Source organism: Chromobacterium sphagni, from assembly GCF_001855575.1.
Taxonomy (GTDB): Bacteria; Pseudomonadota; Gammaproteobacteria; order Burkholderiales; family Chromobacteriaceae; genus Chromobacterium; species Chromobacterium sphagni.
Window position 1 is genome coordinate 1,776,168 of sequence record NZ_MKCS01000001.1, and the last position, 26,413, is coordinate 1,802,580.

26 protein-coding genes are annotated in these 26,413 nt (G+C 66.0%); 21 read left to right on the top strand and 5 right to left on the bottom strand.

The features are described from left to right. Window positions 1-10 precede the first annotated feature (10 nt). The 11 genes from murD to moaC all read left to right on the top strand — a co-directional run bounded on the left by murD (window position 11) and on the right by moaC (window position 11,006). Window positions 11-1,372 (top strand): UDP-N-acetylmuramoyl-L-alanine--D-glutamate ligase, encoded by a 1,362-nt coding sequence (murD, locus tag BI347_RS08385; protein ID WP_071111937.1) that lies wholly within the window; start codon window positions 11-13, stop codon window positions 1,370-1,372. Beyond that, window positions 1,369-2,526: a putative lipid II flippase FtsW gene (ftsW, locus tag BI347_RS08390; protein ID WP_071111938.1), complete on the top strand. Its 1,158-nt coding sequence runs from the start codon at window positions 1,369-1,371 to the stop codon at window positions 2,524-2,526. The genes murD and ftsW overlap by 4 nt, the downstream gene beginning before the upstream one ends. Window positions 2,527-2,531: 5 nt before the next feature. After that, window positions 2,532-3,614: an undecaprenyldiphospho-muramoylpentapeptide beta-N-acetylglucosaminyltransferase gene (gene murG / locus BI347_RS08395; protein ID WP_071116376.1), complete on the top strand. Its 1,083-nt coding sequence runs from the start codon at window positions 2,532-2,534 to the stop codon at window positions 3,612-3,614. A gap of 40 nt (window positions 3,615-3,654) precedes the next feature. Continuing rightward, entirely contained in the window at window positions 3,655-5,046 is a 1,392-nt protein-coding gene (murC, locus tag BI347_RS08400) for a UDP-N-acetylmuramate--L-alanine ligase (RefSeq protein WP_071115704.1), read from the top strand. A 51-nt stretch (window positions 5,047-5,097) separates the two neighbouring features. Then, a complete protein-coding gene (locus BI347_RS08405; RefSeq protein WP_071115705.1) occupies window positions 5,098-6,009 on the top strand; it encodes a D-alanine--D-alanine ligase in 912 nt (303 codons plus the stop codon). Then, on the top strand, window positions 5,999-6,724 hold the full coding sequence (locus tag BI347_RS08410) for a cell division protein FtsQ/DivIB (protein ID WP_071111941.1): 726 nt from the start codon (window positions 5,999-6,001) through the stop codon (window positions 6,722-6,724). Before BI347_RS08405 ends, BI347_RS08410 begins: the two co-directional genes overlap by 11 nt. A gap of 19 nt (window positions 6,725-6,743) precedes the next feature. Continuing rightward, the gene (ftsA, locus tag BI347_RS08415; protein ID WP_071111942.1) at window positions 6,744-7,988 is read left to right on the top strand and encodes a cell division protein FtsA; all 1,245 of its coding nucleotides are present in this window, start codon (window positions 6,744-6,746) and stop codon (window positions 7,986-7,988) included. A 94-nt stretch (window positions 7,989-8,082) separates the two neighbouring features. After that, window positions 8,083-9,273 (top strand): cell division protein FtsZ, encoded by a 1,191-nt coding sequence (ftsZ, locus tag BI347_RS08420; protein WP_071111943.1) that lies wholly within the window; start codon window positions 8,083-8,085, stop codon window positions 9,271-9,273. A 109-nt stretch (window positions 9,274-9,382) separates the two neighbouring features. Beyond that, window positions 9,383-10,297 carry a UDP-3-O-acyl-N-acetylglucosamine deacetylase gene (gene lpxC, locus BI347_RS08425; RefSeq protein WP_071112087.1) on the top strand — a complete coding sequence of 305 codons (915 nt, stop codon included), beginning with the start codon at window positions 9,383-9,385 and terminating at the stop codon, window positions 10,295-10,297. A 4-nt stretch (window positions 10,298-10,301) separates the two neighbouring features. Continuing rightward, window positions 10,302-10,484 (top strand): hypothetical protein, encoded by a 183-nt coding sequence (locus BI347_RS08430; RefSeq protein WP_071111944.1) that lies wholly within the window; start codon window positions 10,302-10,304, stop codon window positions 10,482-10,484. A gap of 48 nt (window positions 10,485-10,532) precedes the next feature. Then, window positions 10,533-11,006 (top strand): cyclic pyranopterin monophosphate synthase MoaC, encoded by a 474-nt coding sequence (gene moaC / locus BI347_RS08435; protein ID WP_071111945.1) that lies wholly within the window; start codon window positions 10,533-10,535, stop codon window positions 11,004-11,006. Window positions 11,007-11,045: 39 nt separating this feature from the next. Here the strand turns inward: moaC and BI347_RS08440 are convergent, their stop codons facing one another. Both BI347_RS08440 and BI347_RS08445 read right to left on the bottom strand, forming a co-directional pair. Continuing rightward, a complete protein-coding gene (locus tag BI347_RS08440) occupies window positions 11,046-11,558 on the bottom strand; it encodes a CNP1-like family protein (RefSeq protein ID WP_071111946.1) in 513 nt (170 codons plus the stop codon). Between the two features lie 15 nt (window positions 11,559-11,573). After that, entirely contained in the window at window positions 11,574-12,338 is a 765-nt protein-coding gene (locus BI347_RS08445; RefSeq protein ID WP_071111947.1) for an NRDE family protein, read from the bottom strand. Window positions 12,339-12,461: 123 nt separating this feature from the next. Here BI347_RS08445 and BI347_RS08450 point away from each other — a divergent pair, with 123 nt between their 5' ends. From BI347_RS08450 to BI347_RS08495, 10 genes are all read left to right on the top strand, one after another. Continuing rightward, window positions 12,462-12,692, top strand: a complete 231-nt coding sequence (locus BI347_RS08450) for a sulfurtransferase TusA family protein (RefSeq protein WP_071111948.1) — start codon at window positions 12,462-12,464, stop codon at window positions 12,690-12,692. Between the two features lie 64 nt (window positions 12,693-12,756). Further along, window positions 12,757-13,791, top strand: coding sequence for a dihydroorotase (gene pyrC / locus BI347_RS08455; protein WP_071115706.1), 1,035 nt, complete (start codon window positions 12,757-12,759; stop codon window positions 13,789-13,791). A 423-nt stretch (window positions 13,792-14,214) separates the two neighbouring features. After that, the gene (locus tag BI347_RS08460; RefSeq protein WP_071111950.1) at window positions 14,215-15,828 is read left to right on the top strand and encodes a peptide ABC transporter substrate-binding protein; all 1,614 of its coding nucleotides are present in this window, start codon (window positions 14,215-14,217) and stop codon (window positions 15,826-15,828) included. Between the two features lie 146 nt (window positions 15,829-15,974). Beyond that, on the top strand, window positions 15,975-16,895 hold the full coding sequence (gene oppB, locus BI347_RS08465) for an oligopeptide ABC transporter permease OppB (RefSeq protein WP_071111951.1): 921 nt from the start codon (window positions 15,975-15,977) through the stop codon (window positions 16,893-16,895). Window positions 16,896-16,908: 13 nt separating this feature from the next. Continuing rightward, the gene (locus BI347_RS08470) at window positions 16,909-17,823 is read left to right on the top strand and encodes an ABC transporter permease subunit (RefSeq protein WP_071111952.1); all 915 of its coding nucleotides are present in this window, start codon (window positions 16,909-16,911) and stop codon (window positions 17,821-17,823) included. A gap of 26 nt (window positions 17,824-17,849) precedes the next feature. Then, a complete protein-coding gene (locus tag BI347_RS08475) occupies window positions 17,850-18,851 on the top strand; it encodes an oligopeptide/dipeptide ABC transporter ATP-binding protein (protein ID WP_071115707.1) in 1,002 nt (333 codons plus the stop codon). Next, complete coding sequence (gene oppF, locus BI347_RS08480; RefSeq protein WP_071115708.1) at window positions 18,844-19,836, top strand: murein tripeptide/oligopeptide ABC transporter ATP binding protein OppF; 993 nt, start codon at window positions 18,844-18,846, stop codon at window positions 19,834-19,836. Before BI347_RS08475 ends, oppF begins: the two co-directional genes overlap by 8 nt. Window positions 19,837-19,956: 120 nt before the next feature. After that, complete coding sequence (locus BI347_RS08485) at window positions 19,957-20,379, top strand: DUF3224 domain-containing protein (RefSeq protein ID WP_071115709.1); 423 nt, start codon at window positions 19,957-19,959, stop codon at window positions 20,377-20,379. Window positions 20,380-20,618: 239 nt separating this feature from the next. Beyond that, a complete protein-coding gene (locus BI347_RS08490) occupies window positions 20,619-21,347 on the top strand; it encodes a 2-phosphosulfolactate phosphatase (protein ID WP_071111956.1) in 729 nt (242 codons plus the stop codon). 82 nt (window positions 21,348-21,429) lie between these two features. Then, window positions 21,430-21,780 (top strand): YbjQ family protein, encoded by a 351-nt coding sequence (locus tag BI347_RS08495; RefSeq protein ID WP_083338770.1) that lies wholly within the window; start codon window positions 21,430-21,432, stop codon window positions 21,778-21,780. Here the strand turns inward: BI347_RS08495 and BI347_RS08500 are convergent. Genes BI347_RS08500 through BI347_RS08510 form a run of 3 tightly spaced genes read right to left on the bottom strand, consistent with a single transcriptional unit; the run spans window position 21,777 to window position 26,413 of the window. Next, on the bottom strand, window positions 21,777-22,706 hold the full coding sequence (locus tag BI347_RS08500) for a GNAT family N-acetyltransferase (RefSeq protein WP_071115710.1): 930 nt from the start codon (window positions 22,704-22,706) through the stop codon (window positions 21,777-21,779). The two genes, BI347_RS08495 and BI347_RS08500, sit on opposite strands and share 4 nt — an antisense overlap. Next, on the bottom strand, window positions 22,703-23,965 hold the full coding sequence (locus BI347_RS08505; RefSeq protein WP_071111959.1) for a phenylacetate--CoA ligase family protein: 1,263 nt from the start codon (window positions 23,963-23,965) through the stop codon (window positions 22,703-22,705). The genes BI347_RS08500 and BI347_RS08505 overlap by 4 nt, the downstream gene beginning before the upstream one ends. A 45-nt stretch (window positions 23,966-24,010) precedes the next feature. Then, window positions 24,011-26,413, bottom strand: a complete 2,403-nt coding sequence (locus BI347_RS08510; protein WP_071115711.1) for an acyl-CoA reductase — start codon at window positions 26,411-26,413, stop codon at window positions 24,011-24,013.

Sequence of the window (26,413 nt, forward strand, 5' to 3'; positions counted from 1 at the left end):
GATCGCGACGATGGATTACGCCAATCGACAAGTGATGGTGGTGGGGCTGGGAGGCTCGGGGCTTGCCGCCGCGCGCTACCTGGCCGCCCACGGCGCGCGCGTCGGCGTGGCCGACGCCAATCCGTCCGACGAGCGGCTGGCCGAACTGGAACGCCTGCTGCCGGGCACGGCGGTGAAGCGCGGCGAGTTCACCGCCGACACCTTCGCCGGCATCGACTTGCTGGTGGTCAGCCCCGGCGTGCCGCTGGCCAATCCGGCCATCGCCGCCTACCGCCGCGCCGGCGGCGAGGTGGTGGGCGACATCGAGATCCTGGCGCGCGCGATCCGCGGCGACGGCAGCAAGGTGATCGCCATTTCCGGCTCCAACGGCAAAAGCACCGTCACCAGCCTGGTGGGCCACCTGTGCGAGGCAGCCGGCCTGGATGCCATCGTCGCCGGCAATATCGGCCTGGCGGTGCTGGAGGCGCAGCTGGCGCGGGAACAGAGCGGCAAGCGTCCGGACGTATGGGTGCTGGAGCTGTCCAGCTTCCAGTTGGAGTCCACCTTCAGCTTGCAGGCGGACGCCGCCACCGTGCTGAATATTTCCGAGGACCATCTCGACCGCTACGCCGACCTGCTGGATTACGCCCACGCCAAAACCGCCGTGTTCAACGGCCAGGGCGTGCAGGTGCTGAACCGCGACGACGCGCTGGTGCGGGCGATGGTGCGCCCCGGGCATCAGGTGAAGTGGTTCTCGCTGAATGGCGCGGCCGACTACGCGCTGGCGCGCAACGGCGGCTACCACTTGAGCGTGGCCGGCGAGAAGGTGTTCGACTGCGCCGACATGCCGCTGCAGGGCCTGCACAACGCCGCCAACGCGCTGGCCGCGCTGGCCTTGTGCCAGGGCATAGGCCTGGCGCTGCCGGCCCTGCTGGAGGGGCTGAAAAGCTTCCGTGGCCTGGCGCACCGGGTGGAGCTGGTAGACGAATTCGACGGCGTTGCGTTTATCGATGATTCCAAGGGAACCAATGTGGGCGCCACCGAGGCGGCGCTCAACGGCATGATCCGCCAGGTGGTGTTGATCGCCGGCGGCGACGGCAAGGGCCAGGACTTCGCGCCGCTCAAGCCGGCCTGCCAGCGCATCGCGCGCGCGGTGGTGCTGATCGGCCGCGACGCGCAGCGGATCGAGTCGGCGCTGGCCGGCTGCGGCCTGCCGCTGGAGCGCTACGCCACGCTGGAAGAGGCGACGCGGCGCGCGGCGGCGCTGGCGCATCCGGGCGATGTGGTGCTGCTGTCGCCCGCCTGCGCCAGCCTGGACATGTTCCGCAATTACGCCCATCGCGCCGAGGTGTTCATCGCCACGGTGGCGGAGTTGAAGGCGGCGCGGCGATGAACCGCAACCCGGCGCGCCATTATGTGGCGATCACTCCGCTGGACGAGGCGCTGGCCTGGGCGCTGGCCTTGCTGCTGTCGATCAGCCTGGTGATGGTGTATTCGGCTTCCATCGCTTACGCCGAGGCTGACGCGGCGACGCAGAACCGCTACTTCTACCTGATCCGCCACGTGGTGTTCATGGTGATCGGACTGGCGGCGGCATACGCGGCCTTCCAGATTCCCACCGGCTTCTGGCAGAAGTATTCCGGGAAGATTTTCCTGATCGGGCTGGTGATGCTGGTGCTGGTGCTGATTCCCGGCATCGGCAAGGTGGTCAACGGTTCGCGGCGCTGGATCAATCTGCTGGTGCTCAATCTGCAGCCGTCGGAGGTGATGAAGTTCGCCACCGTGCTGTACGCGGCGGACTACACGGTGCGCAAGAGCCACCTGTTGCACAGCATCAAGGAAGGCTTCCTGCCGATGTTCGCGGCGATGGTGGTGGTGGCCTTTCTGCTGCTGCGCGAGCCGGACTTCGGCGCGCTGATGGTGGTGATGAGCATCGCGATGGGCCTGCTGTTCCTCGGCGGCATCAATATGCGCATCTTTTCGGGACTCGCGGCGATGGCGGTGGTGGCGATCGTGTTGCTGATCGTTTCCTCGCCGTACCGTCTGAAGCGGGTGCTGGGTTTCATGGACCCGTGGGACGACCCGTACGGCAAGGGTTATCAGCTGAGTCACTCTCTGATCGCCATCGGTCGTGGAGAATGGTTTGGCGTGGGGCTGGGCGGCAGCATCGAGAAATTGTTCTACCTGCCGGAGGCGCACACCGACTTCATCATGGCGGTGATCGCCGAGGAATTCGGCTTCGCCGGCATCTGCGTGGTGATCGGCCTGTACGCCTGGATCGTCCGCCGCGCCTTCCACATCGGCGTGGAGTCGAAAAAGCTGGAGCGCTACTACCAGGCGCTGGTGGCGCAGGGCATAGGCATCTGGCTGGGCATCCAGGTGTTCTTCAACATCGGCGTCAACATGGGCCTGTTGCCCACCAAGGGCCTGACGCTGCCGCTGATGTCGTTTGGCGGCTCGGCGATGCTGATGAATCTGATAGCCGTGGCGGTGCTGCTGCGGGTGGATTATGAAAACCGCCGCATCATGCGCGGCTACAAGGTTTGATAGAGATGACGAATCGAACGGTCATGGTGATGGCGGCAGGCACGGGTGGACACATCGTCCCCGGCCTCGCCGTGGCCAAAGAGCTGCAGCATCGCGGCTGGAAAGTGGTGTGGCTGGGCACTCAGCGCGGCATGGAGAACAAGCTGGTGCCGCCGTCAGGCATCGTACTGGAGCGGCTGAATTTTCACGGCGTGCGCGGCAAGGGCCTGTTCGGTTCGCTCAAGGGCGCGCTGCAGCTGGCGGGCGCGTTCTGCAAGAGCGTGGCGCTGATGTTGCGCCATCGTCCCGACGTGGTGCTGGGCATGGGCGGCTATGTCTGCCTGCCCGGCGGCCTGGCGGCGGCGCTGTTGTGGAAACCGCTGGTGCTGGTCAACGCCGACGCCAGCCTGCTGCTGAGCAACAAGGCGCTGCTGCCGTTCGCCAAAAAGCTGGTGTGCGGCTTCGACGGCAGCGCGGCGAAACAGGCGAAGGCGCTGGTCACCGGCAATCCGGTGCGAAGGGAAATCGAGCGGATCGCGGATCCGGCCGGGCGTTACGCCGGCCGCGGCGGTCCGCTGAAGGTCTTGGTGGTGGGCGGCAGCCTGGGCGCCAGGGTGTTGAACGAGACGCTGCCGCAGGTGCTGGCGGCGCTGCCGGCCGACAAGCGTCCGCAGCTGGCGCACCAGACCGGCGAGGCCAACTACGTCGCCGTCAGCGCCGCCTACGCCGCCGCTGGCCAGCAGGGCCAGGTGGAGCTGCTGCCGTTTATCGACGACATGCCGAAGCGGCTGGCCGAGTGCGATCTGGTGATCTGCCGCGCCGGCGCCATCACGGTCAGCGAATTGTGCGCCGCCGGGGTGCCCAGCATCCTGGTGCCGCTGGTGGTGTCCACTACCGGCCACCAGCGCGACAACGCCGAGTGGATGGCGCAGGCCGGCGCGGCCTGGCATCTGCCGCAACAGGAATTGACCGCGGACAGGCTTGCCAGCCTGTTGGCGGCGCTGGACAGGGACCAACTGGCGGCCAGGGCGGCGCGCGCGCGCGCGCTGGCTCGGCCGGGCGCGGCCGGCCGGGTGGCCGATCTGTGCCAGCAATTGGCCGGGGAATGAATAGGCGCCGGATAGAAGCGCCTGATTACGAGATACAGACATGAAACACAGGGTCAAACACATACATTTCGTCGGCATCGGCGGCGTCGGCATGTGCGGCATCGCCGAGGTGCTGCACGGGCTGGGCTACACCGTGTCCGGTTCCGACATGGCCGACGGCGCCACCACCAAGCGGCTGGCGGCTGAGGGCCTGCGCGTGTTCTTCGGCCACGACGCCACCTATATCGAAGGCGCCGACGTGGTGGTGACTTCCACCGCGGTGAAGGCGGATAACCCGGAAGTGCTGGCGGCGCGCGACAAGCGCATCCCGGTGATTCCGCGCGCGATGATGCTGGCCGAGCTGATGCGCTTCAAGCAGGGCATCGCCATCGCCGGCACCCACGGCAAGACCACCACCACCAGCCTGACCGCGTCGGTGCTGGGCGCGGCAGGGCTGGACCCCACCTTCGTCATCGGCGGCAAGCTGACCGCCGCCGGCGCCAACGCCAAGCTGGGCTCGGGCGAGTTCCTGGTGGCCGAGGCCGACGAGTCCGACGCGTCCTTTCTGCATTTGAGCCCGGTGATGGCGGTGGTGACCAATATCGACGCCGACCACATGGACACCTACGACCACAGTTTCGACAAGCTCAAGCAGGCCTTCGTCGATTTCCTGCAGCGCATGCCGTTCTACGGCCGCGCGGTGCTGTGCGTTGACGACCCCAATGTGCGCGAGATCCGCGGCCGCATCAGCAAGCCGGTCACCACCTACGGGCTGGACGACAGCGCCGACATCTATGCCGAGAACGTACAGGCGGCGGCGGGCCAGATGCATTTCGACGTGGTGGTGAAGAACGGTGCCACCACCCGCTTCCCGGTGGTGCTGAACCTGCCGGGCCGCCACAATGTGCTCAACGCGTTGTCGGCGATCGCCATTGGCCTGGAGTGCGGCGCGGACATCGCTGCCATCCAGAAGGGCCTGGCGGAGTTCGCCGGCGTCGGCCGCCGCTTCCAGCGCTACGGCGAAGTGAAGGCCAAAGACGGCGGCAGCTTCACCTTGGTAGACGATTACGGCCACCACCCGGTGGAGATGGCGGCCACCTTGTCCGCCGTGCGCGGCGCGTTTCCGGGGCGCAGGCTGCTGCTGGCGTTCCAGCCGCACCGCTACACCCGCACCCGCGACCTGTTCGAGGACTTCGTCAAGGTGCTGTCGGGCGTGGACGCGCTGCTGCTCTCCGAAGTGTACGCCGCTGGCGAAGCGCCCATCGTCGCCGCCGACGGCCGCGCGCTGGCGCGGGCGGTGCGGGTGGGCGGCAAGGTGGAGCCGCTGTTCGTCGAGAGCATCGCCGAGTTGCCGCAGGCCATCGTCGATGCCGCCCGCGACGGCGACGTGGTGGTGACCATGGGCGCCGGCTCGGTGGGCGCGGTGCCGGGCAAGGTGCTGGCGCTGGTTTGACCAGGAATTTTCCGTCCGCGCGGTTGGCGCGGGCTTGCTGAGGACAGATAGATGAAGCAGTACGGCAAGGTGGCGGTGTTGATGGGCGGAGGCTCGTCCGAGCGCGAAGTGTCGCTGATGAGCGGCGCTGGCGTGCTCTCGGCATTGCTGGCCAAGGGCGTGGACGCCCACAAGTTCGACCCGGCGGAAAAGCCGCTGGCGGCGTTGAAGGAAGAGGGTTTCAGCAGCGTGTTCAACATCCTGCACGGCCCGTTCGGCGAGGACGGCACGCTGCAGGGCGCGCTGGAGGCATTGGGCGTGCCGTACACCGGCAGCGGCGTGATGGCCTCGGCCATCTGCATGGACAAGTGGCGCACCAAGCTGCTGTGGAAGGGCGCCGGCTTGCCGATCCCGGCGTTCGAGCTGCTGAACGACGACAGCGATTTCGCCGCGGTCGAGGCGAAGCTGGGTTTGCCGATTTTCGTCAAACCGTCCACCGAGGGTTCCAGCATAGGCGTGACCAAGGTCAAGCAGGCGGGCGAGCTGAGGGCGGCTTATGACGAGGCGCGCAAGTACGACCGCATCGTCATCGCCGAGCAGTTCATCGGCGGCGGCGAGTACACCTGCGCGGTGATAGACGACGTGGCCTATCCGACCATCAAGATCGAGCCGGCCACCGAGTACTACGACTACCAGGCCAAATATTTCCGCGACGACACGGTCTACCGCTGCCCGTCCGGTCTGGCGCCGGAAGTGGAAGCCAGGGCGCGCGATCTGGCGTTGCAGGCGTTCAGGGTATTGGGTTGCCGCGGCTGGAGCCGGGTGGATTTCCTGATGGACGAGGCCGGCGGCATCTACCTGCTGGAAGTGAACACCAACCCGGGCATGACTAGTCACAGCTTGGTACCGATGGCGGCGCGGGCGGAGGGCGTCAGCTACGAGGACCTGTGTCTGAAGGTATTGGATACGGTGCATGTGGGATAACCATCGGCTGCTCAGAAGCCTGGCCAATATGATGCTGGGCGCTGCAGCTCTGATGTTGCTGTATGCGGGGGGATTCTGGCTGACGCACGCGCCGGTGTTCCCGGTGAAGAAGATACGGATTCAGGGCGACATGAACCGGGTGACGGCGGAACAGCTGAAATTCATCGCGGAGCATGAGCTGGCCGGCACCTTCTTCACGCTGGACATCGACAAGACGCGGTCCGCCTTCGGCAAGTTGCCGTGGGTGCGAGACGCGCAGGTGAGGCGGCGCTGGCCGGACGCGCTGGACATCACGGTGGAGGAGCATGTGGCGCTGGCGCGCTGGGGAGAAAACGGTTTGGTCAACACCCGCGGCGAGCGTTTCGACGCCGCCAGCGACGCCAAGCTGCCGGTGTTTTACGGGCCGGCCGGCGCCGAGAAGGACATGACGGCGATGCTGACCGATCTGCGGCAGGCGCTGCAGCCGTCGGGCCTGGCCCCGCGCGAGTTGTGGCTGTCGTCGCGGCGGGCGTGGAAAGTGGTGCTGGATAACCAGCTGCAGCTGGAATTGGGACGTAACGACGCGGCGGCGCGCGCAGAGCGCTTCGCCACGTACTGGAAAAGCCGGTTGGCGTTGTTGCCGTATCACATCGAATACGTAGACATGCGCTACCCGAACGGATTCGCTGTGCGGATGCCTGATTACAAGGCGCCGCCGGTCAAGGGAAACAAGTGATTAGGCGTTGGAGCGACAGGTGAGCAAACCAAAGGAAAGCAAGAACATGCTGGTTGGCCTGGACATCGGCACCTCGAAGATCGTGGCGATCGTCGCGGAGGTGCTGGAGGACGGCCAGCTGAATATCGTCGGCATGGGACACACGCCGTCGCGCGGCTTGAAGCGCGGCATGGTGGTGAACATCGAGTCGACGGTGCAGGCGATCCAGCGCGCGCTGGAAGAGGCCGAGCTGATGGCCGACTGCAAGATTCACGAGGTGTTCGTCGGCATCGCCGGCAGCCACATCAAGAGCGTGAATTCGCACGGCATGGTGGCGATCAAGGATCGCGAAGTCACCAAGATGGACATCGACCGCGTGATCGAAACTGCGCGCGCCGTGACCATTCCGCCCGACCACCAGGTGCTGCACATCCTGACCCAGGAATACAGCATCGACGGCCAGGAGGGCGTGCGCGAGCCGCTGGGCATGAGCGGCGTGCGGCTGGAAGCCAAGGTGCACATCGTCACCGGCGCGGTGTCCGCCGCGCAGAACGTCACCAAGTGCGTGCGCCGCTGCGGTCTGGAAGTGTCCGACCTGGTGCTGCAGCCGATGGCCTCGGCCATCGCGGTGCTGTCGGAGGACGAGAAGGATCTGGGTGTGTGCCTGATCGACATCGGCGGCGGCACCACCGACATCGCCGTGTACGTGGGCGGCGCGATCCGCCACACCGCGGTGATCCCGATCGCCGGCGACCAGATCACCAACGATATCGCGATGGCGTTGCGCACGCCCACCAAGGAAGCCGAGGACATCAAGATCCAGCACGGCGTGTCGCTGGTGGCGATGGCCGATCCGGCGCAGATGATTGAAGTGCCGGGCGTCGGCGAGCGCGGTCCGCGCCAGATGTCGCGCGCCACGCTGGCCGAAGTGATAGAGCCGCGGGTGGAGGAGCTGTTCCAGCTGGTGCAGCAGGAGCTGCGCCGCAGCGGCTTCGAGGAATTGCTGTCGTCGGGGATGGTGCTGACCGGCGGCGCCAGCCTGATGCCGGGGATGGTGGAACTGGCCGAGGAGGTGTTCCACCTGCCGGTGCGCGTCGGCGTGCCCAAGTACGTCGGCGGCCTGGCCGAGGTGGTCAAGACCCCACGCTTCTCCACCGGCGTCGGTCTGCTGTTGTATGGCAAGGACCAGATCCAGGGTTATGCGGGTCCGCACAGCAAGACGGAATCGGCTGGCGTGGGACAGTTGTTCGGCAAGATGAAGGCCTGGTTCGCCGGGAACTTCTAAGCGGCAAGGAAGCGCCGGCACGCAGGTGCGGCGGCGCGGTAATTCGGGCGCAGTAAACACGGTTAGTGGCTCATCTTATGTTGAGGAGAGGAAAATGAGCGGAATGGTATTCGAAGTGATGCAGGAAACGGCCAGCTCGGCCGTGATCAAGGTGATCGGCGTCGGCGGCGGCGGTTGCAACGCCATCGACAACATGATCGTGGGCAATGTGCACGGCGTGGAATTCATCTGCGCCAACACCGACGCGCAGTCGCTGCAGCGCAACCGTGCGCCGCAGAAGCTGCAGCTGGGCACCAATCTGACGCGCGGGCTGGGCGCCGGCGCCAATCCGGAAGTGGGCCGCAGCGCGGCGCTGGAAGACCGCGAACGCATCGCCGAGACCCTGCGCGGCGCCAATATGGTGTTCGTCACCGCGGGCATGGGCGGCGGGACAGGTACAGGGGCTGCGCCCGTTGTTGCCGAAGTGGCTAAGGAAATGGGCATCCTGACCGTAGGCGTGGTCACCCGTCCGTTCGACCACGAAGGCAAGCGCATGAAAGTCGCGCAGAACGGCATCGAAGACCTGAAGAAGCACGTCGATTCGCTGATCGTGATCCCCAACGAGAAGCTGATGGAAGTGCTGGGCGACGACGTCACCATGCGCGAAGCGTTCCGCGCCGCCGACGACGTGCTCAAGGGCGCGGTGGCCGGCATCGCCGAAGTGATTACCTGCCCGGGCCTGATCAACGTCGACTTCGCCGACGTGCGCACCGTGATGTGCGAAATGGGCCTGGCGATGATGGGCTCCGCCTACGCTTCCGGCATCGACCGCGCCCGCGTGGCGGCGGAACAGGCGGTGGCCAGCCCGTTGCTCGACAACATCACGCTGGAAGGCGCGCGCGGCGTGCTGGTGAACATCTCCACCGCGCCGGGTTGCCTGAAGATGAGCGAGTACCGCGAGATCATGGGCATCGTCCGCCAGTACGCCGACGAAGAGGCGCAGATCAAATTCGGCACCGCCGAAGTGGAAGACATGCCGGAGGACACCATCCGCGTGACGCTGATCGCCACCGGTCTGGGACAGAAGAAGTCCTCTTCCCGCAACGAAGACCGCCCGGAATACATCAAGATCGTCAAGACCGGCACCGATGACCGCGCGGTGGAAATGGTCAACTACGAAGACCTGGACGCGCCGGCCATCATGCGCACCGGCCGTCGCCGCTCGTCGCCGTCGCTGGACTTTTCCAATCCGGAAGTGAGCGAGAGCTACGACATCCCGGCCTTTCTGCGCAAGCAGGCCGACTGAGAGGGAACGGATAGAGAAACGCTATTCATCCTAGCGAATCAATCAATAAAGCATAGGCAGTCGCTATGCTAGAATCGGGTTTTCCCGTCTGGTTGAGTAGCCTGAAATGATACTGCAGCGCACGCTGAAACAAGCGATCCGCGCCACGGGCGTCGGTCTGCATTCCGGCGAGCGGGTGAAGCTCACCCTGCTGCCGGCGCCGCCCGATACCGGCATCGTTTTCCGTCGTACCGACTTGCCCGAGCCGGTCGATGTGAAAGCGCAACCCTCGCTCGTGAACGACACGCGCCTCTCCTCCACGCTGGTGACGGACACCGGCGTGCGTGTCGGCACGATCGAGCATTTGATGTCGGCGTTGGCCGGCTTCGGCATCGACAACCTGATCGTCGAGGTGACGGCGGCGGAGATCCCCATCATGGATGGCTCCGCCGCGCCCTTCGTCTACCTGTTGCAGTCGGTCGGAGTGGTCGAGCAGCACAAGAAGAAGCGCTTCATCCGCGTCAAGGAGGCCGTGTCGGTCGCCGACGACCGCGGCGTGTGGGTCCGGCTGGACCCGCACGACGGTTTCAAGGTCACGCTGTCCATCGATTTCAACCATCCGGCGTTCAATCTGGCGCCGCAGACGGTGGAGGTGGACTTCGCCCATCATTCCTATATCGACGAGATCAGCCGCGCCCGCACCTTCGGCTTCATGCACGAGGTGGAGTACATGCGCAGCCACGGCCTGGGCCGCGGCGGCAGCTTGGACAACGCCATCGTCATCGACGACGAGTACGTGCTCAATCCGGAGGGCCTGCGCTTTCCGGACGAGTTCGTCCGCCACAAGATCCTGGACGCCATCGGCGACCTGTACATCGTCGGCCATCCGTTGATCGCGGCCTTCTCCGGCCACAAATCCGGCCACGCGATGAACAACAAGCTGCTGCGCAAGCTGCTGGAAACGCCGGACGCCTGGGAGTTCGCCAGCTTCGACGACCCGCTGGACGCGCCGTCCAGCTTCCACCAGCTGCCGCGCGTAGAGTAGCGCCATGTTCGGTTTCTGGCGCTTGTGGCTGCTGGCGACCATTCTGGCGCTGGGTTGGGCTCTGGTCTGCTTCGCGCTGACCGGCGACCGCGGCTACCTGCGCCGCATGCGCGGCATTGCCCGCTGGAGCGGCGGCCTGCTGGCGATCGTGGCCTGCTTCTGGCTGATTTTCCGCCTGCTGCGCTAACGCAGCGGGCTTTTTCACGTCCATTTTCTGATTATTGAGGAGCCGCGGATGGCGGAGCTTACCCATTTCGACGCTTCCGGCCAGGCGCATATGGTCGATGTCGGCGCCAAGGGCGTCAGTCGGCGCCGCGCGGTGGCTGAGGGTTTCATCCGCATGTTGCCGGCTACTTTCCAGTTGGTGCGGGGCGGCGGACACAAGAAAGGCGATGTGCTGGCCATCGCCCGCGTCGCCGCCATCATGGCGGCCAAGAAGACCTGGGACCTGATCCCGCTATGCCATCCCATCGGGTTGACGCGGCTGGCTGTCGAGTTCGAACTGCTGGACGCGGAGTCGGCGGTGCGGATCGTGGTGACGGCCGAATGCAACGGCCAGACCGGGGTGGAGATGGAGGCGCTGACTGCGGTCAACATCGGCCTGCTGACCATCTACGACATGTGCAAGGCGGCGGACCGCGGCATGGTCATCGACGGCGTCCGCTTGCTGGAGAAGGCGGGCGGCAACAGCGGCGAGTGGAAGGCCTAGGGCGGAAGCCTGCGCGGCAGGCGTTCCGCCGTCAGGCTGTCAGGATCCCTTGCGCAGCGATTTCAGCGCCTCGGCGGCGTCGCGCGGAGCGCTGTGCGATGGGCACAGCAGCTCGCGCAGTTCGCGCCTGAGCTTGTCGCCGTAGCCGATGTCCTGCCACAAGGGCCGCATCGGCTCGATCCAGCGCTGGTTGACGCTGTCGCCGAAGCCGTAGGCGCGGTACTTGTTGTCCTTGCATTGGATGCCCTCGACGCTGAGGTTCTCCACCGCGTTGGAGCTGAGCACCTTGCCGATGTAGCGCACCACGCCGTCCTTGCCCACGCTCAGCGACTTGCCGTCGACGAAGAAGCGGTTGCTCTGCAGCCAGTCCGGCTTCACTTCCACCCAATCCGCGCTCTGCGGATAGCCGGGCAGCGCGTAGGCTTCCTCCTGCCACGGCTTGTCGTCGTCGCCGAAGGCGTAGTTGTCGTTCTTGATGACCCGGCCTTCGGCGTGCGCGGCCAGGCTCAGGCATAGCGCCAGCAGGGCCGGCAGGGTATGGATGACTTTCAATTCGGGTGCTCCGGATCAGCGCGCCTGGCCGGCGCGCAGGTTGTAGTTGCGGCGGTCGGTTTCTCGGCCCGCCAGGCCCCAGCTCAGTTCGGAAAACTGGATGTCGCCGCGGCTGGACACCGTCAGCAGCATCGAGGCGCGGGTGCCGTAGTCGCGGCCCTGGATGAAGATGGGCGACAGCGTCTTCTCCAGCGCCAGGCCGATGCGGGTATTCGGCAACTGGCCGGGACCGGCGGGGGTGGGGTCGGATAATGCGGCATAGGCCTGGTCTTCCGTCGGCAGCCGCCGGAATTCGCGCAGGTACTCCGCCAGCCGCTGGCTCTTGAACCACGGCGTGTCCAGTGTGGCGTTGGACAGCGTGTGGACGCCCGGGGTGACGCGCGCGATCTGCGCGGTGCGGCTGTGGAAGAAGAACAGGTCCGAGGTATGGCCGAACAGCAGGTTGAACGGCGCGTAGCGGTGATGTTCGGCGCGCAGCCAGTCGGCGAAGGTGAACGGGTCGTCGTCGCCGACGACGAAGCGCTCCACCAGCTCGCCGCGCGAGCGCTCGGCCTTGGCCGGGAAGCCATCGCGGAAATTGGTGACGGCGGCGAAGCGGTTGCGCCCGTCCACCATCATCCAGCTGCCGCCGGATTGCAGGTCGCGCCCGCCCAGCGTGTGCGGGTATTCCGGCCACCAGTCCAGCGGCGCGGCGGGGCGGGCGTAGTATTCGTCCCGGTTGGCCAGCAGTACCAGCTGGCCCATGCCCGGCGTCTTGTAGGCAAAAGCGATGATGCACATGTTGAAGACCGATTTGGGTGAGGCTTGACGACTGGCGTAAACTATACGGCTACCACCGGTCCGCACTGCGTGCAGGGCCCGTATTCATTCATTGTAACGCGATATGGCTCAGGACACCGGCCCATGACTCCCGACAAGCACATTGATCTTTCCGGCCTCAACTGCCCGCTACCCATCCTGCGCGCCAAGAAGGCGCTGGCCGACATGGCGAGCGGCAGCGTGCTGGAGGTGATCGCCACCGACCCGGGCGCGCCCAAGGACTTCGAGGCCTTCTGCCGCCAGACCGGCAACGGCCTGCTCGAATCGACCACTACCGGCGAGGGCAAGTTCCGGATGGTGCTCAAGCGCAAATAAGCAGACAGGCGACGGCTTTTCCGTCGCCATTCTTTTATCCCTAGGATACGCCAAGCCACCGACCATGCAGACACTCACCCTGATCCGCCCCGACGACTGGCACCTGCACCTGCGCGACGACGCCGCGCTGGCCGCCGTGCTGCCCGACACCTGTCGCCAGATGGGCCGTGCCATCGTTATGCCCAATCTCAAGCCGCCGGTCACCACCGTGGCCGCCGCCGCCGCCTACCGCGAGCGCATCCTGGCGGCGCGCCCGGCCGGCAGCGCCTTCGAGCCGCTGATGACGCTATACCTGACCGACAAGACCAGCCCGGATGAAATCCGCTTGGCGAAGTCCAGCGGTTTCGTCCATGGCGTCAAGCTGTATCCGGCCGGCGCTACCACCAACTCAGACCATGGCGTCACCGATGTTGCCCGCGCGATGCCGGCGTTGCAGGCGATGGCGGAGGTCGGCATGCCGCTGCTGGTGCACGGCGAAGTGACGGCGGCGGAAATCGACGTGTTCGACCGCGAGGCGGCGTTCATCGAGCAGGTGATGAAGCCGCTGCTGCAAAAGCTGCCGGATCTGAAAGTGGTGTTCGAGCACATCACCACCCGCGAGGCCGCCGAGTTCGTCGCCGCCGCGCCGGCCAATGTCGCGGCTACGATCACCGCCCACCACCTGCTGATGAACCGCAACGCGCTGTTTGTCGGCGGCATCCGTCCGCATCATTACTGCCTGCCGGTATTGAAGCGCGAACTGCATCGACAGGCGCTGGTCAAGGCAGCCACGTCGGGCTCGGCCAAGTTCTTCCTCGGCACCGACAGCGCGCCGCACGCCAAGGGCGCCAAGGAGGCGGCCTGCGGCTGCGCCGGCATGTACACCGCCAATGCCGCGATAGAACTGTACGCCGAGGCCTTTGAGGCGGCCGGCGCGCTAGACAGGCTGGAGGCATTCGCCAGCCTCAACGGTCCGGCCTTCTACGGCCTGCCGGCCAATCCGGACCGCGTCACGCTGGTGAAGGAAAGCTGGACCGTGCCGGCCGAGCTGGTATATCCGGGCGATACGCTGGTGCCGCTGCGCGCCGGCGAGGAGATCGCCTGGCGTTTGCAGCGCTGATTGCAGAAATGCAGTCGCAAAAAGCCGCTTTTGGGCGGCTTTTTGCATTTTATGCGATTGGGACGGGGGAATTAGCGAAAGCAGCATAGCCTGCAAATCAGGGGATGATGATCCGGCTGGGAACGCAGCGGCGGCGGACGTCTTTGCATCATGATATTTGCTCGGATCAGGCAATAGCATTCGACATGGCTGCATGTCGTGCGTATAAAAAGACATGCATAATCAAGCCATTGATTTGCATTGATAGTCTATTGTCGGACAAATTGTCCGGCGTGAGAAAAATGAATGGCACATTATGGGTTTTGGGGCTTGAAGTATTCAAAACCCTCTGCGCATAATCTGCGGACCCACTCTGGATACAATCGAGTGAAAAAATTCGAACAACCCGTTGTCACGGGATGCTACAGAATCAGGAGAGTAGAGATGTCTAATAAGCAATCGCTGCAGGTGATCGCCGCCGCCGTCGCGCTGGCCATGGCCTCGGGTTCCGTGTTTGCCGCCAAGGTGCCGGCCGGCGTCAAGCTGGCCGCCAAGCAGGAATTCACCCGCAACACCGGCTCCGAGCCGGAAACCCTGGATCCGGTGGTGGCCGAATCGGTTCCCGCCAACACCATCACCGCCGATCTGTTCGAAGGCCTGACTGGTCTGGACGCTTACGGCAAGGTTGTGCCGGGCGTGGCCGAAAGCTGGAAGCAGACCGACGCCACCACCTGGGTGTTCCACCTGCGCAAGAACGCCAAGTGGTCCGACGGTAGCGGGGTGACCGCCGGCGACTTCGTCTATGGCTGGCAGCGCTTCGTCGATCCGAAAACCGCTTCGCCGTACGCCACCACCTACGGCATGTTCATCGTCAACGGCAAGGAAATCGCCGAAGGCAAGAAGCCGGCCGCCACGCTGGGCGTGAAGGCGGTGGACAAGTACACGCTGGAAGTGAAGACCCCGTATCCGGTGTTGTTCCTGCCGTCGCTGGTGGCCAATACCCAGCTGGCCCCGCTGCCCAAGGCCGTCATCGACAAGTACGGCAAGGACTGGACCAAGCCGGGCAAGATGGTCAGCAACGGTCCGTTCCAGCTGAAAGACTGGCAGGTCAACAGCAAGATCATCACGGTGAAGAACCCGAGCTACTGGGGTGCCAAGGATGTGCAGCTGACCAAGATCACCTATCTGCCGATCGAGGACAGCAACGCCGACGTCAAGCTGTATGAGTCCGGCCAAAACGATTATGTGCAGCAATTGCCGCCGGGCACCTTCGACAAGTACAAGGCCCAGTATCCGAAGGAAATCCGCAACGCCGAATTCCTGGCGCTGCGCTACTACTCCTTCAACAACAAGGACCCGCTGCTGAAGGACGTGCGCGTGCGCAAGGCGCTGTCGATGGTGATCGACCGCGACATCCTGGCCAAGAAGATCACCGCCGATGGCCAGATTCCGGCTTATAGCGTGATGGTGCGCGGCATCTCCGGCGCCGACGCCTCCACCTACGACTGGGTGAAATGGCCGATGGCCAAGCGGGTGGAAGAGGCCAAGAAGCTGTTGGCCGAAGCCGGCGTCAAGCCTGGAACCAAGGTCACCTTCACCTACAATACCAACGACTATCACAAGAAGATGGCGATCTTCGCCGCTTCCGAGTGGAAGTCCAAGTTGGGACTGAACACCGAGCTGGAGAGCCTGGAGTTCAAGGTGCTGCTGAAGAAGCGCCATGACGGCGACTACCAGATCGCCCGCAACGGCTGGAACGCCGACTACAACGACGCCACCACCTTCCTGGCATTGGTGCAGTGCAATAACGACCAGAACGACAACAAGAACTGCAACGCCAAGGCGGAAGAGCTGATCAAGCAGGGCAACCAGTCGCTGGACCCGGCCAAGCGCAAGCAGCTGTTCTCCCAGGCCACCAAGATGATCATGGACGACTACCCGATGCTGCCGTTGCTGCAATACACCGCGCCGCGCCTGGTGAAGTCCTATGTGGGCGGCTATGGCAAGAGCCCGCTGGATCGTTACCAGGGCAAGGACCTCTACATCATCGCCCACTGAGCGTGATGCAAGCGGCCAGCGCTAGCGCTGGATGAACAGAGGCCGGAGGCCCGCCTGGCGGACTCCGGCCTGCGATGTAGATTGGCGGCCAGTCCGGCCCGCGCCTAGGCGCGCGGTCGCCCTGCGCCTGCCAAGCGGAGTTTGATATGTGGTCTTATACTTTCCGACGCATTCTGGCGACGATCCCCACCTTGCTGGCGGTCATCACGGTCTGTTACCTGCTGCTGCACCTGACGCCGGGCGGCCCGTTCGACGGCGAGCGCAAGGTGTCCGCCGCGGTGCTGGCCAACCTGCAGGCCAAGTACCATCTTGACCTGCCGCCGTGGCAGCAATACCTGTATTACCTCAACAGCCTGCTGCACGGCGATCTGGGCGCCTCCTTCCGTTATGCGGACTGGAGCGTCAACGATCTGGTGAGCAAGGCCTTGCCGGTGTCCGCCAGCATAGGCGGCGGAGCCATCCTGATCTCGCTGGTGCTGGGCGTGCTGTTGGGCACCATCGCCGCGCTGCGCCAGAACAGCCTGATCGACTACTTGGTGATGCTGTTCGGCAATATCGGCGGCGCCTTCCCGTCCTTCGTGTTGGGGCCGGTGCTGGTGATGATCTTCGCCATCTGGCTGAAATGGCTGCCGGCTGGCGGCTGGGACAATTTCAATCCCAAGTTCATGATCCTGCCGGTTTCGCTATTGGTGTTCATCAACGTTTCCACCATAGGCCGGGTGATGCGCGGCAGCCTGATCGAGGTGCTGAACAGCAATTTCATCCGCACCGCGCGCGCCAAGGGCCTGCCATTGCGCACCATCGTGCTGCGCCACGCGCTGAAACCGGCGCTGATGCCGGTGGTGTCGGTGATCGGCCCGCTGGCCATCTCCTCCATCACCTCGGCGGTGGTGACCGAGACAGTGTTCGGCCTGCCGGGTCTGGGCAAGCTGATCGTCAACGGCGCATCCAACCGCGACTACACGCTGGTGCTGGGACTGGTGGTGCTGGTGACGGTGATCACCGTGTTGTTCAACCTCCTCGTCGACCTGGCCTACGCGCTGCTCGACCCCAAGATCCGTTACTGAGGGGGATTCCGCAATGATAAAGACAAAACAAGCCGCCGCGGCCGTGGCGCTGGAAAACGGCCTGAGCGAAGCCGCGGTCGAAGGCCGCAGCCTGTGGCGCGACGCCCGCATCCGCTTCTTCCGCAACAAGGCGGCGGTGGTCAGCCTGGTGATACTCAGCCTGATCACGCTGGCCTGTATTTTCGGTCCGATGCTGCTGTCCAGCGGCTATGCCGACACCGACTGGGATGCGATGAGCGAGGCTCCGACCCTGCACAATATGCACCTGTTCGGCACCGACGCGCTGGGGCGCGACCTCTTGGTGCGCTGCCTGGTGGGCGGCCGCATCTCGCTGATGGTGGGCCTGTTGGCCACCATCGCCTCGGTGATCCTGGGCATCGTCTGGGGCGCCACCGCCGGCTTCCTGGGGGGCAAGATCGACTCGCTGATGATGCGTGTCGTCGACATGATGTACGCGGTGCCCTATCTGTTGATCGCCATTCTGATGGTGACCCTGCTGGGCCGCGAGTTCTACCTGGTGGTGCTGACCATCACCGTGTTCTCGTGGATGGACATGGCGCGGGTGGTGCGCGGCCAGGCGCTGGCGATCAAGTCCAAGGAGTACGTCGAGGCGGCGCACGCCATCGGCGTGTCCACGCCGGTGATCATCTTCCGCCACATCGTGCCCAATCTGCTGGGCATCGTGGTGATCTACACCACGGTGACGGTGCCGGGCGTGATCCTGACCGAGTCGGTGCTGTCCTTCCTGGGCCTCGGCGTGCAGGAGCCGATGACCAGCTGGGGCGTGCTGATCCAGGACGGCGCCGGCGTGATGGACTCCACGCCGTGGATCCTGCTGTTCCCGGCCGGGATGTTGTCGCTGACGCTGTATTGCGCCAACTATATCGGCGACGGTCTGCGCGACGCGCTGGACCCGAAAGACCGCTGACCCCCGCAGGATAGATGAGGCAAGCCATGAGCATTCTGAAAGTAACTAACCTCGGGGTTCAGTTCCAGACCAACGACGGCGTGGTCAATGCCGTCAACGGCGTGAACTTCGAGCTGAACAAGGGCCAGACCCTGGGCATCGTCGGCGAATCCGGTTCCGGCAAGAGCCAGACCGTGCTGGCGATGATGGGCCTGTTGGCCAAGAACGGCAAAACCAGCGGCGAAGCGTTGTACCACGGCCAGAACCTGCTGACGATGGGCGCCAAGGATTTGAACAAGATCCGCGGCGATCGCATCTCGATGATCTTCCAGGACCCGATGACCTCGCTCAACCCCTACCTGACGGTGGAGCGGCAGATGACCGAGGTGCTGGAGCTGCACAAGGGCCTGAGCCGGCGCGCCGCCAAGAAGCGCGCGATCGAGCTGCTGGACGCGGTGCGCATTCCGGAGGCCGCGCGCCGGGTGGGCATGTATCCGCACGAGTTCTCCGGCGGCATGCGCCAGCGGGTGATGATCGCGATGGCGCTGCTGTGCGAGCCGGAAGTGTTGATCGCCGACGAGCCCACCACCGCGCTCGACGTGACGGTGCAGGCGCAGATCCTGACCCTGCTGAAAGACCTGCAGCGCGACTTCGGCACTTCCATCATCATGATCACCCACGATCTGGGCGTGGTGGCGGGGCTGTGCGAGAACGTGCTGGTGATGTACGGCGGCCGGGCGATGGAGTACGGCCGGGCCGACGACATCTTCTACCACCCCAGCCATCCCTACACCATAGGCCTGTTGGGCGCGCTGCCGCGGCTGGACCACGATGGTTCCGAGTTGGTCAGCATTCCCGGCAATCCGCCGAATATGGCCAATATGCCCAAGGGCTGCCCGTTCTCCGAGCGCTGCGTGCACAGCAGCGCGCGCTGCGTGAGCGAACTGCCGCCGCTGTCGGCCAGCAGTCTGAACCCGCAAATCCTGCGGGCCTGTCACAAGCCGGCGGAAGAGCTGGTCAAAGCCGCCGAGGAGGTGACGCATGTCTGAAGCAGTCAAGCAGCCGATCCTGTCGGTGCGCAACGTCAAAGTGCATTTCCAGGTCAAGGGCGGCGACGCCTGGCCGTGGAGCCCCAGAAAGACCCTGAAGGCGGTGGATGGCGTCAGCTTCGACCTCTACGCCGGCGAAACGCTGGGCGTGGTGGGCGAGTCCGGCTGCGGCAAGTCCACCCTCAGCCGCGCCATCCTGAATTTGATTCCGGCGACGGAAGGCGAAATCATCTGGATGGGCAAGGACCTGCGCCAGGGCAGCGACAAGGACTGGCTGAGTGTTCGCAAGGACATTCAGATGATCTTCCAGGACCCGCTGGCGTCCTTGAACCCGCGCATGACCATCGCCCAGATCATCGGCGAGCCGTTGCGCGTGCACAAGCCGGAGCTGTCGGCGGACGAGGTGATGAAGCGGGTCAAGGCCATCATGAAGCGGGTGGGCCTGCGTGAGCAGATGATCAACCGCTATCCGCACGAGTTCTCCGGCGGCCAGTGCCAGCGCATAGGCATCGCCCGCGCGCTGATCCTGGAGCCCAAGCTGATCATCTGCGACGAGCCGGTGTCGGCGCTGGACGTGTCGATCCAGGCGCAGATCATCAACCTGTTGAAGGAGCTGCAGCGCGAGATGGGATTGGCGCTGATCTTCATCGCCCACGATCTGGCGGTGGTGAAGCACATCTCCGACCGCATCCTGGTGATGTATCTGGGCCGCGAAATGGAGCTGGCCAAGAAACACGCGCTGTACGACGTGCCCTCGCACCCGTATACCCGCGCGCTGCTGTCGGCCATCCCGATCCCGGACCCCAAACTGGAAAAGAACAAGGTGATCCAGATCCTGCAAGGCGATCTGCCCAGCCCGATCAATCCGCCGTCCGGCTGCGTGTTCCGCACCCGCTGCCCGCTGGCGGTGGAGCGTTGCGCACAGGAGGTGCCCAAGTTGCGCAAGCTGTCCAGCGATACCCAGTCGTCCTGCTTGCTGGCCTGAGGCCGGTTCATCCATCAGTCGCCGCCGCCCTTCCTCTCGGATCGGCGGCGGTTTCGTTTTCATGCTTGCGCGCTGGTCCAGCTGGTATGCTTGCAATGTGAATTATCACGGGAGAGGGCGATGGCAAAGCATCTTCCCGTCACGCTGGCCTGCCGTTTCACGGCCAGCCAATGGACGGAGCAGTTGCTGCAGCAAACCGACGGCGCCGGAGAGCTCAAGCGCGCCAGCATCGTCAACGCGCTCAGCGGCAGCCTGGAGGGCGAGGGCTGGCTGGAGTACCAGCTGCTGTATCCGCAGGCGGCGGGCGGCGACGTGCCTTTCATCGGCTATGAGCGCGTGGTGGCGCGCTGGGGGGAAAGGCGGGGCAGCCTGGTGCTCAAGCACGACGGCATATATTCGCCGGAGCATGGTGTCAGCGGAACGCTGACCGTAGTGCTCGGCAGCGGCAGCGGCGACTTCGCCGGTCTGGCAGGCGACGGCCGCATCGTCGCCAGGGCGGGCGAGCATGGCGGCGAATATCTGCTGACGCTGCGCCCGGCCTGAAGCGCGGCGGACCGTGTTGGAAATGCGTCATAAATCCCGCCTCCCTGGCGGTTGGGGCTAGCTTTTTGCCTGATTCTTTTGAGTTTTTCACGAGCAATGGTTAGGATCTTGACCTTCTAGGTAGAAATATTTCAGGCGATGCCGTCACCGGCATCGCTGCTCGCCGCCGCCGCGGCGGGAAGTCAAAGCCAATGCCGCCAGCCGACTGCTGGCGGCTTGTCGTTTCATCGGAACCAGGAATGCACTACGCGCAACAAGAATATTCGGTGCGCCTGCAATGGGGCATGGAGGCCGCGCGGCAGTTAAGCCGGCTGGCGGAGCATTGCGTAGTTATCGATGTGTTGTCGTTCAGCACCTGCGTCGACATCGCCTGCGGCAGAGGCGCTCAGGTGCTGCCCTACCGCCACCAGGCCGATGGCGCCCAGGCTTTCGCCGACGAGAGCCGCGCGCTGCTGGCCGGCAAGCGCAGCCATGCCAAGCCGTCCCTGTCGCCGGTTTCGCTGCAGACTCTTGCCGCCGACAGCCGGCTGGTGTTGCCATCGCTCAACGGCGCGGCGATCAGCCTGGCCAGCGAGGCGGAGCAGACCCTGGCCGGTTGCCTGCGCAATGCCGATGCCGTGGCCGAATATCTGAATCGGCAGGGCGGTTCGGTGCTGCTGATCGCCGCCGGTGAGCTCGGCCCGGATGGCCGGCTGCGCTTCGCCTACGAGGATTTCCTCGGCGCCGGCGCCATCATCCGGCAATTGGCCGGCGGCAAGTCGCCCGAAGCGCTGGCGGCGGAGGCCGCCTTCACGCTGGCGCGCCACGATCTGGAGCGCCAGCTGGCGCAGGGCATGTCCGGTTGCGATTTGAGCCAGCGCGGCTTTGCCGGCGATGTGGAGCTGGCGGCGCAACTGAGCGTCAGCGGCTGCGTGCCGGTGTTGCGCGACGGCGCGTATCGCGCGCCCAGCCTGGGCGCCGCCGCCTGACGCGGATGCCGGCGCGCCGCCGACCGGCTAACATGGCGGGATGGCGCGCGACCGCGTTGCCGTTTCCCTGCTGGAGAGTCCCATGCTGCCTGCCAAAATGGTTACCACCACTTTCGATCTGCCCGGCTACCGGGTGACGGCCAATCTGGGGGTGGTGCGCGGCATCACCGTGCGCTCGCGCTCGATTGTCGGCAATTTCTTTGGCGGCCTGCAGTCGCTGTTCGGCGGCAACATCACCATCTATACCAGCCTGTGCGAGCAGGCCCGCTCGGAAACCTATGCGCTGATGTGCGAGCACGCGGCGGCGCTGGGCGCCAACGCGGTGATCGGCATGCGCTACGACGCCACCGACGTGATGGCGGGCTTGACCGAGGTGCTGTGCTACGGCACCGCGGTGCGGGTGGAGCCGCTGGACGCGGCTCGCCAGCTCTAGCCCGGAGCGGCCGTGGTCTGCAGTTCCAGTTGGTGCAGCCGCTCGGCCTGGGCGTCGCAAAACCGGATGGCGTCGCCGCGCTGGCCGCGCAGGAACAGCAGCAGCCAGCCGTCGCCGGCGTCCGGCAGCAGGCCGCCGAAGCCGAAGCCGGCCTGCCGCAGCGCGGGCAGCAGCGCCAGCGCGTCGGCGCTCAGCGCCAGCTTCAGGTAGAGCAGCTGGCCGGCGGGCAGGGTGGCGATCTCCGCCAGCCGTGCCGCGGTCGGCTGGTGGACCGTGATCTCCAGCCGCTGGCCGTGGCGGGCCAGACTCAAGCCGGGCAATCTGGCCGACGGAGCGACGGCGGCGCGCTGTCCGAAGGCCTGCTGCAGCGGCTGCAGCCATTCGCGCCATTCGGCGGGCCAGGCCAGGTCAGGCAGGGGGCGCGGCTGCAGCGGCAGGCAGCCCAGCACGATGCTTTCCGGTTCCGGCTTGCCGAACGGCGAGTCGACGTAGTCCAGCATCAGCGCGCTGGTGTGGAAGCCCAGCGTTTGCGCCACGTACTGGCTCTGCGGATGCGAGCATACCTGTTTGATGGTCAGCAGCGCGACGCCCTGCACCGCCGCGGCCGCGCGCAGATGGCGTCCCAGCAGACTGGCCACGCCCTGGCCGCGCGCGTCCGGGTGCACCACGTTCAACGCCAGTTCGGCCTGCCCCGGCCGCGCCGGGTCTTGCCACAGCGTGGCATGGCCCACCAGCCGGCCATCCAGCAGCGCCACCGCCGAGCGCCATTGCCCGCTGGCGTTGCGTTGCTGGATCTGGCTGGGCAGATAGACGTCGGGATAGACGTAGTGGTCGCCGTAGACGGCGCGGAACAGCGCGCTGACCGCGGCGGCGTCTTCGGCCTGGTAGTCGCGCGCCCAGGCGGAGGCGGGGTGGCGGGCGCTCATGGCTGCGCCTCCTCAGGCTGGTAGTCGCGCCGGTCCACCACCCGCATCAGCTTGCCGGAGCGCGGATGGGTATGCATCTGCTCCGGACTGGTCTGCGATACCTCCAGTTGCAATTGTCCGGCGGCGCACAGCGCCGCGATGGCGTGCTGGGCGGCCAAGACGTCCTGGCGCAGCGCGGCGCAGTCCAGCTGCCGGCGGCTGGCCAGCAGCAGGCCGAGGCAATCCATGCCTTGCCGCCGTTCGATCACCAGCTGCCAGGCCAATAGCTCGGCGTGTCTTTCCAGCAGCGGCGCTAGCTGCTGCGGGAACAGCGACAGGGTGCCGACGCGGATGCGGTGGCCGTTGCCGGCGCGGCCCTGCAGCGCGAACTTGCGCCCAGGGCCGGGTGGCTCGCGCCAGCAGGCCAGGTCGCCGGTGGGGTAGCGGATCACCGGCATCAGCCGGCGCTGCAGATTGGTCAGCACCAGCAAGCCGCTGCGGCCGGTTTCTTCAATCGTCTCGCCGCTGGCCTCGTCTATGATTTCCACCAGGCTGTCGCCGTCGAACACCCGGTGCTCGCCGTGGCGGCAGCCGGGATCGGCGTAACCTATCAGGCCGGCGTCGACGCTGGCGCAGCCTACCGAGGCGATGCGCGCCTGCGGGAAAGCCTGCTTCAACAGCGCGATCTGCTCGCCGAACAGGCTCTCGCCACCGTAAAGCACGGTGTCCACCTCGTCCAGCGTTGTGTTCTTGCCGGTCAGGTGGTGGGCGAAGCGCAGCAGCTGCGCCGGCACGCCGGCCAGCGCGTTGATCCGGTGCTGGGCGATGGCGTCTGCCAGCGCCGCGTCGTCGACATTGCAGGTGAACGGAAACTCCACCACCGGCAGCGGCGCGTGCGACAGCGCGCCGTGGATGAACAGCAGGCTGGTGTAGAGGTCGCCGGCGAAGAACAGATTGGCGACGCGGTCGCCGGCCTTCAGCTGGCGGGCGATGCCGCGGCCGAAGGCCTGGACGAAGGCCTGCCATTCGGCGCGGCTGAACACCGACAGCTTGCCCTCGCTGGTGGAGCCGCCGGTCTTGAACACGTGGCCGTCCTGCAGCGGCGCGCTCAGCACCGGCCAGCTGCGCAGTGTTTGCGAGCCGCGCCAGTAGTCGGCAGGGTCCGCCAGCGGCAGGTCGGACAATGTCCAGCCCTGGTCGGGCAGCGAGCGGTACAGCTCGCGGTAGAACGGCGAATGATGCAGGGCGTGGTCGACTAGTTGTTTTAGTTTGGAATTCATGATTGCGGCTTTGGCGCCGGCGCCGCGAGGACGCCGGCGCGGGGGTTAACGGCGCAGGTCCATCACCAGCGGCGTTTTGCCGCTGTGCGGGTGGCGGCGGAATTCGGCGGCCGGGGTGGCGGTGACTTCCAGTTGCAGCAGGCCGCCGCCTATCACTTCGTTCAGCATCGGGTCCTGCAGTAATTGGGTGCGGATCCGGTTCGGATCGCCGTCGGCCAACAGATGAATGCGGTCGCAGCCGCTATCGGCCTGGTCCACCAGCCACTGCAGCGGCAGGCCTATCTCCTGGGTCAGTTCGCCCGGGTTGACGAAGATGGTCGCCACCCGCAGCAAGGCGCCGTGGCGGCCGGTGAGCTGAAAGCGCGGCGTGGCCAGGCCGCAGGCGCAGCGGCCGGACAAGCAGCGGCCCAGGTCGCCCAGGTCGTAGCGCGCCACTTGCTGCGCTTCGCGTTCGCGCGAGGTGAACACCAGGCGGCCGATCTCGCCGGTGGCGGCAGGACGGTCGCTGTCCTGCTCCAGAACTTCCAGCCATTGGATATCCGCCAGCAGGTGGAATTCGCCGTCGGCGCCGTGCGGGCAGCCGTGGCCGAGCGGACCGGCGTCCACCGAGCCGTAGATGGCGGAGCGGATCAGCTCCACGCCGAAGCTGCCGATGTAGGCGCGCTGGCCGTCGCTGATGTGCTCGCCGCCGAAGAACACCTTGCGCACGCCGCCGTAGCGGCGCAGCAGCTTGTGTTCGCATTCGAATAAGCGGTGCAGGGTGCCGGGCATGCCGACCAGGGTGTTGATCTTTTGTTCGACGATGAAGCGGGCGATTTCGCCGAAGTCGTCGTCGGACGGGCCGCCCATCGGGTATTGCACCGCGCCCATCTGGTCCAGGATGGTGAAGAAGCTGAGCATGCCGCCGTACAGTTTGCCGCCGTACAGCAGGTTCATCACCCGGTCTTCGGCCGGGTTGAGGCCGGCGGCGAACAGGCCGTCGGCGGCCGCGCGCATCTGGCGGCGGTAATCGCGGTAGCTGAAGCCGGCCAGCTTGGGCGCGCCGCTGCTGCCGCCGCTGCGGAAGAACAACTGGGCCTTGTCGTTGGCGCCCTGGCGCTGGAAGTCGGATTTGTCCATCACCGGCAGCGCGTCGAGGCCGGCCGGGGCCGGCGGCGGGGCGTCCAGCTGGACATGGCAGCCGGCCTGGCCGGCGTCCAGGCTCACCGATACCCGGCGCGACAGCCGTGCCAGCGCGTAGACGCCGTCGTGCGGTTCGCCGTGGTAGCCGTCGTGCATGCGGCCGGCCGGCGCGATGCGGCTGACGCCGGCCGCCAGCAGCATGCGGCTCAGCTCAGGCAGCTGCGCCGCCGGGGCGATCAGGCCGCAGCTTTGCAGATGGGTGCGCCAGGGGCGCAAGATGGCCGCCAGTTCGGCGCGCGGAGCCGGCCGCATCTGCAGGGTGCGGAACAGCGGCGACGGCGCCAGTTCCCGGCGCGTGTTCCACGCCAGCCGCCAGCCTTCGCCCCGCAGCACTTCGCCGTCCAGCTGGGCAAAGGTCTGATCCAGCCGCTGGAAGGCCATCTGGCTGCTGATCTCGGCGGCTTCCTGGATGTCCGGCGTCAAGGCCGGCCACAATGGCGCGCGGCGGGCCAGCGCGGCGGCCATTTGCGCGGCGGCGCGGCGCAGCGTGGCCGGGTCGTCGCTGTCGACCAGCAGGCATTGCGGGCTGGAACAGGCTTGTTGGTCGTGGCGGCAGATGTCGTCGGCCAGCGCGTCGAGCTGCTGCTCGCCAGCGGCGGGGTCGAGGTAGGAGAAGCTGATGCGGTGGCCCCAGTCTATCCAGCGGCAGCCGGCCGGCAGCTGCGCGCGAATGGCGGACAGCGCGCCGTCGCCGCCCCAGGCGGACACCGCGTCGGCGTCGGCCAGCAGTCGGCCCAGCTCGCCGCTTGGCAGCGGCAGCACCGCGATGCGGGCGGCCAGCCGGCCGCTGCGGTCGTGATGCAGGAACTCCGCCAGCAGCCGCGCGCTCAGGCCTTGGTCGCTGGTGCTGGGCCGCAGCCAGTTGATATTGCCGGCCAGCAAGCTTTCGAGCACCGCCATGAAGGGCAGCAGCGGGGCGTTGGCCGGGGTGATATGCACCACCAGGCCCAGCGGCTGCCAGGCCTCGAAGCGCGGCTGGCGGTAGTCGTGCCGGCGCAGCGAGAACGGCTGTTCGCCCAGTTCGCGTTCCAGCTTGGCCTCCAACGCCTCGCGCTGGCAGAAGCCGGCGAGCGCGGCGCGGCCGGCCTCGTCCAGCAGCGGGTGCTGGCTGGCGCTGGACAGCGCGTCGGCGAAGCGCTGCGCGCAGTCCACCACCAGGTCAGGCATCGGCGTTTGCGCCAGCGTGGCGGGCAGTTGCCGGCGCAGGTCGAGCAGCAGGACGGCGAGATCAGTGGCGGCGTGCAGGGTGCCGTGGCTCAGGTACAT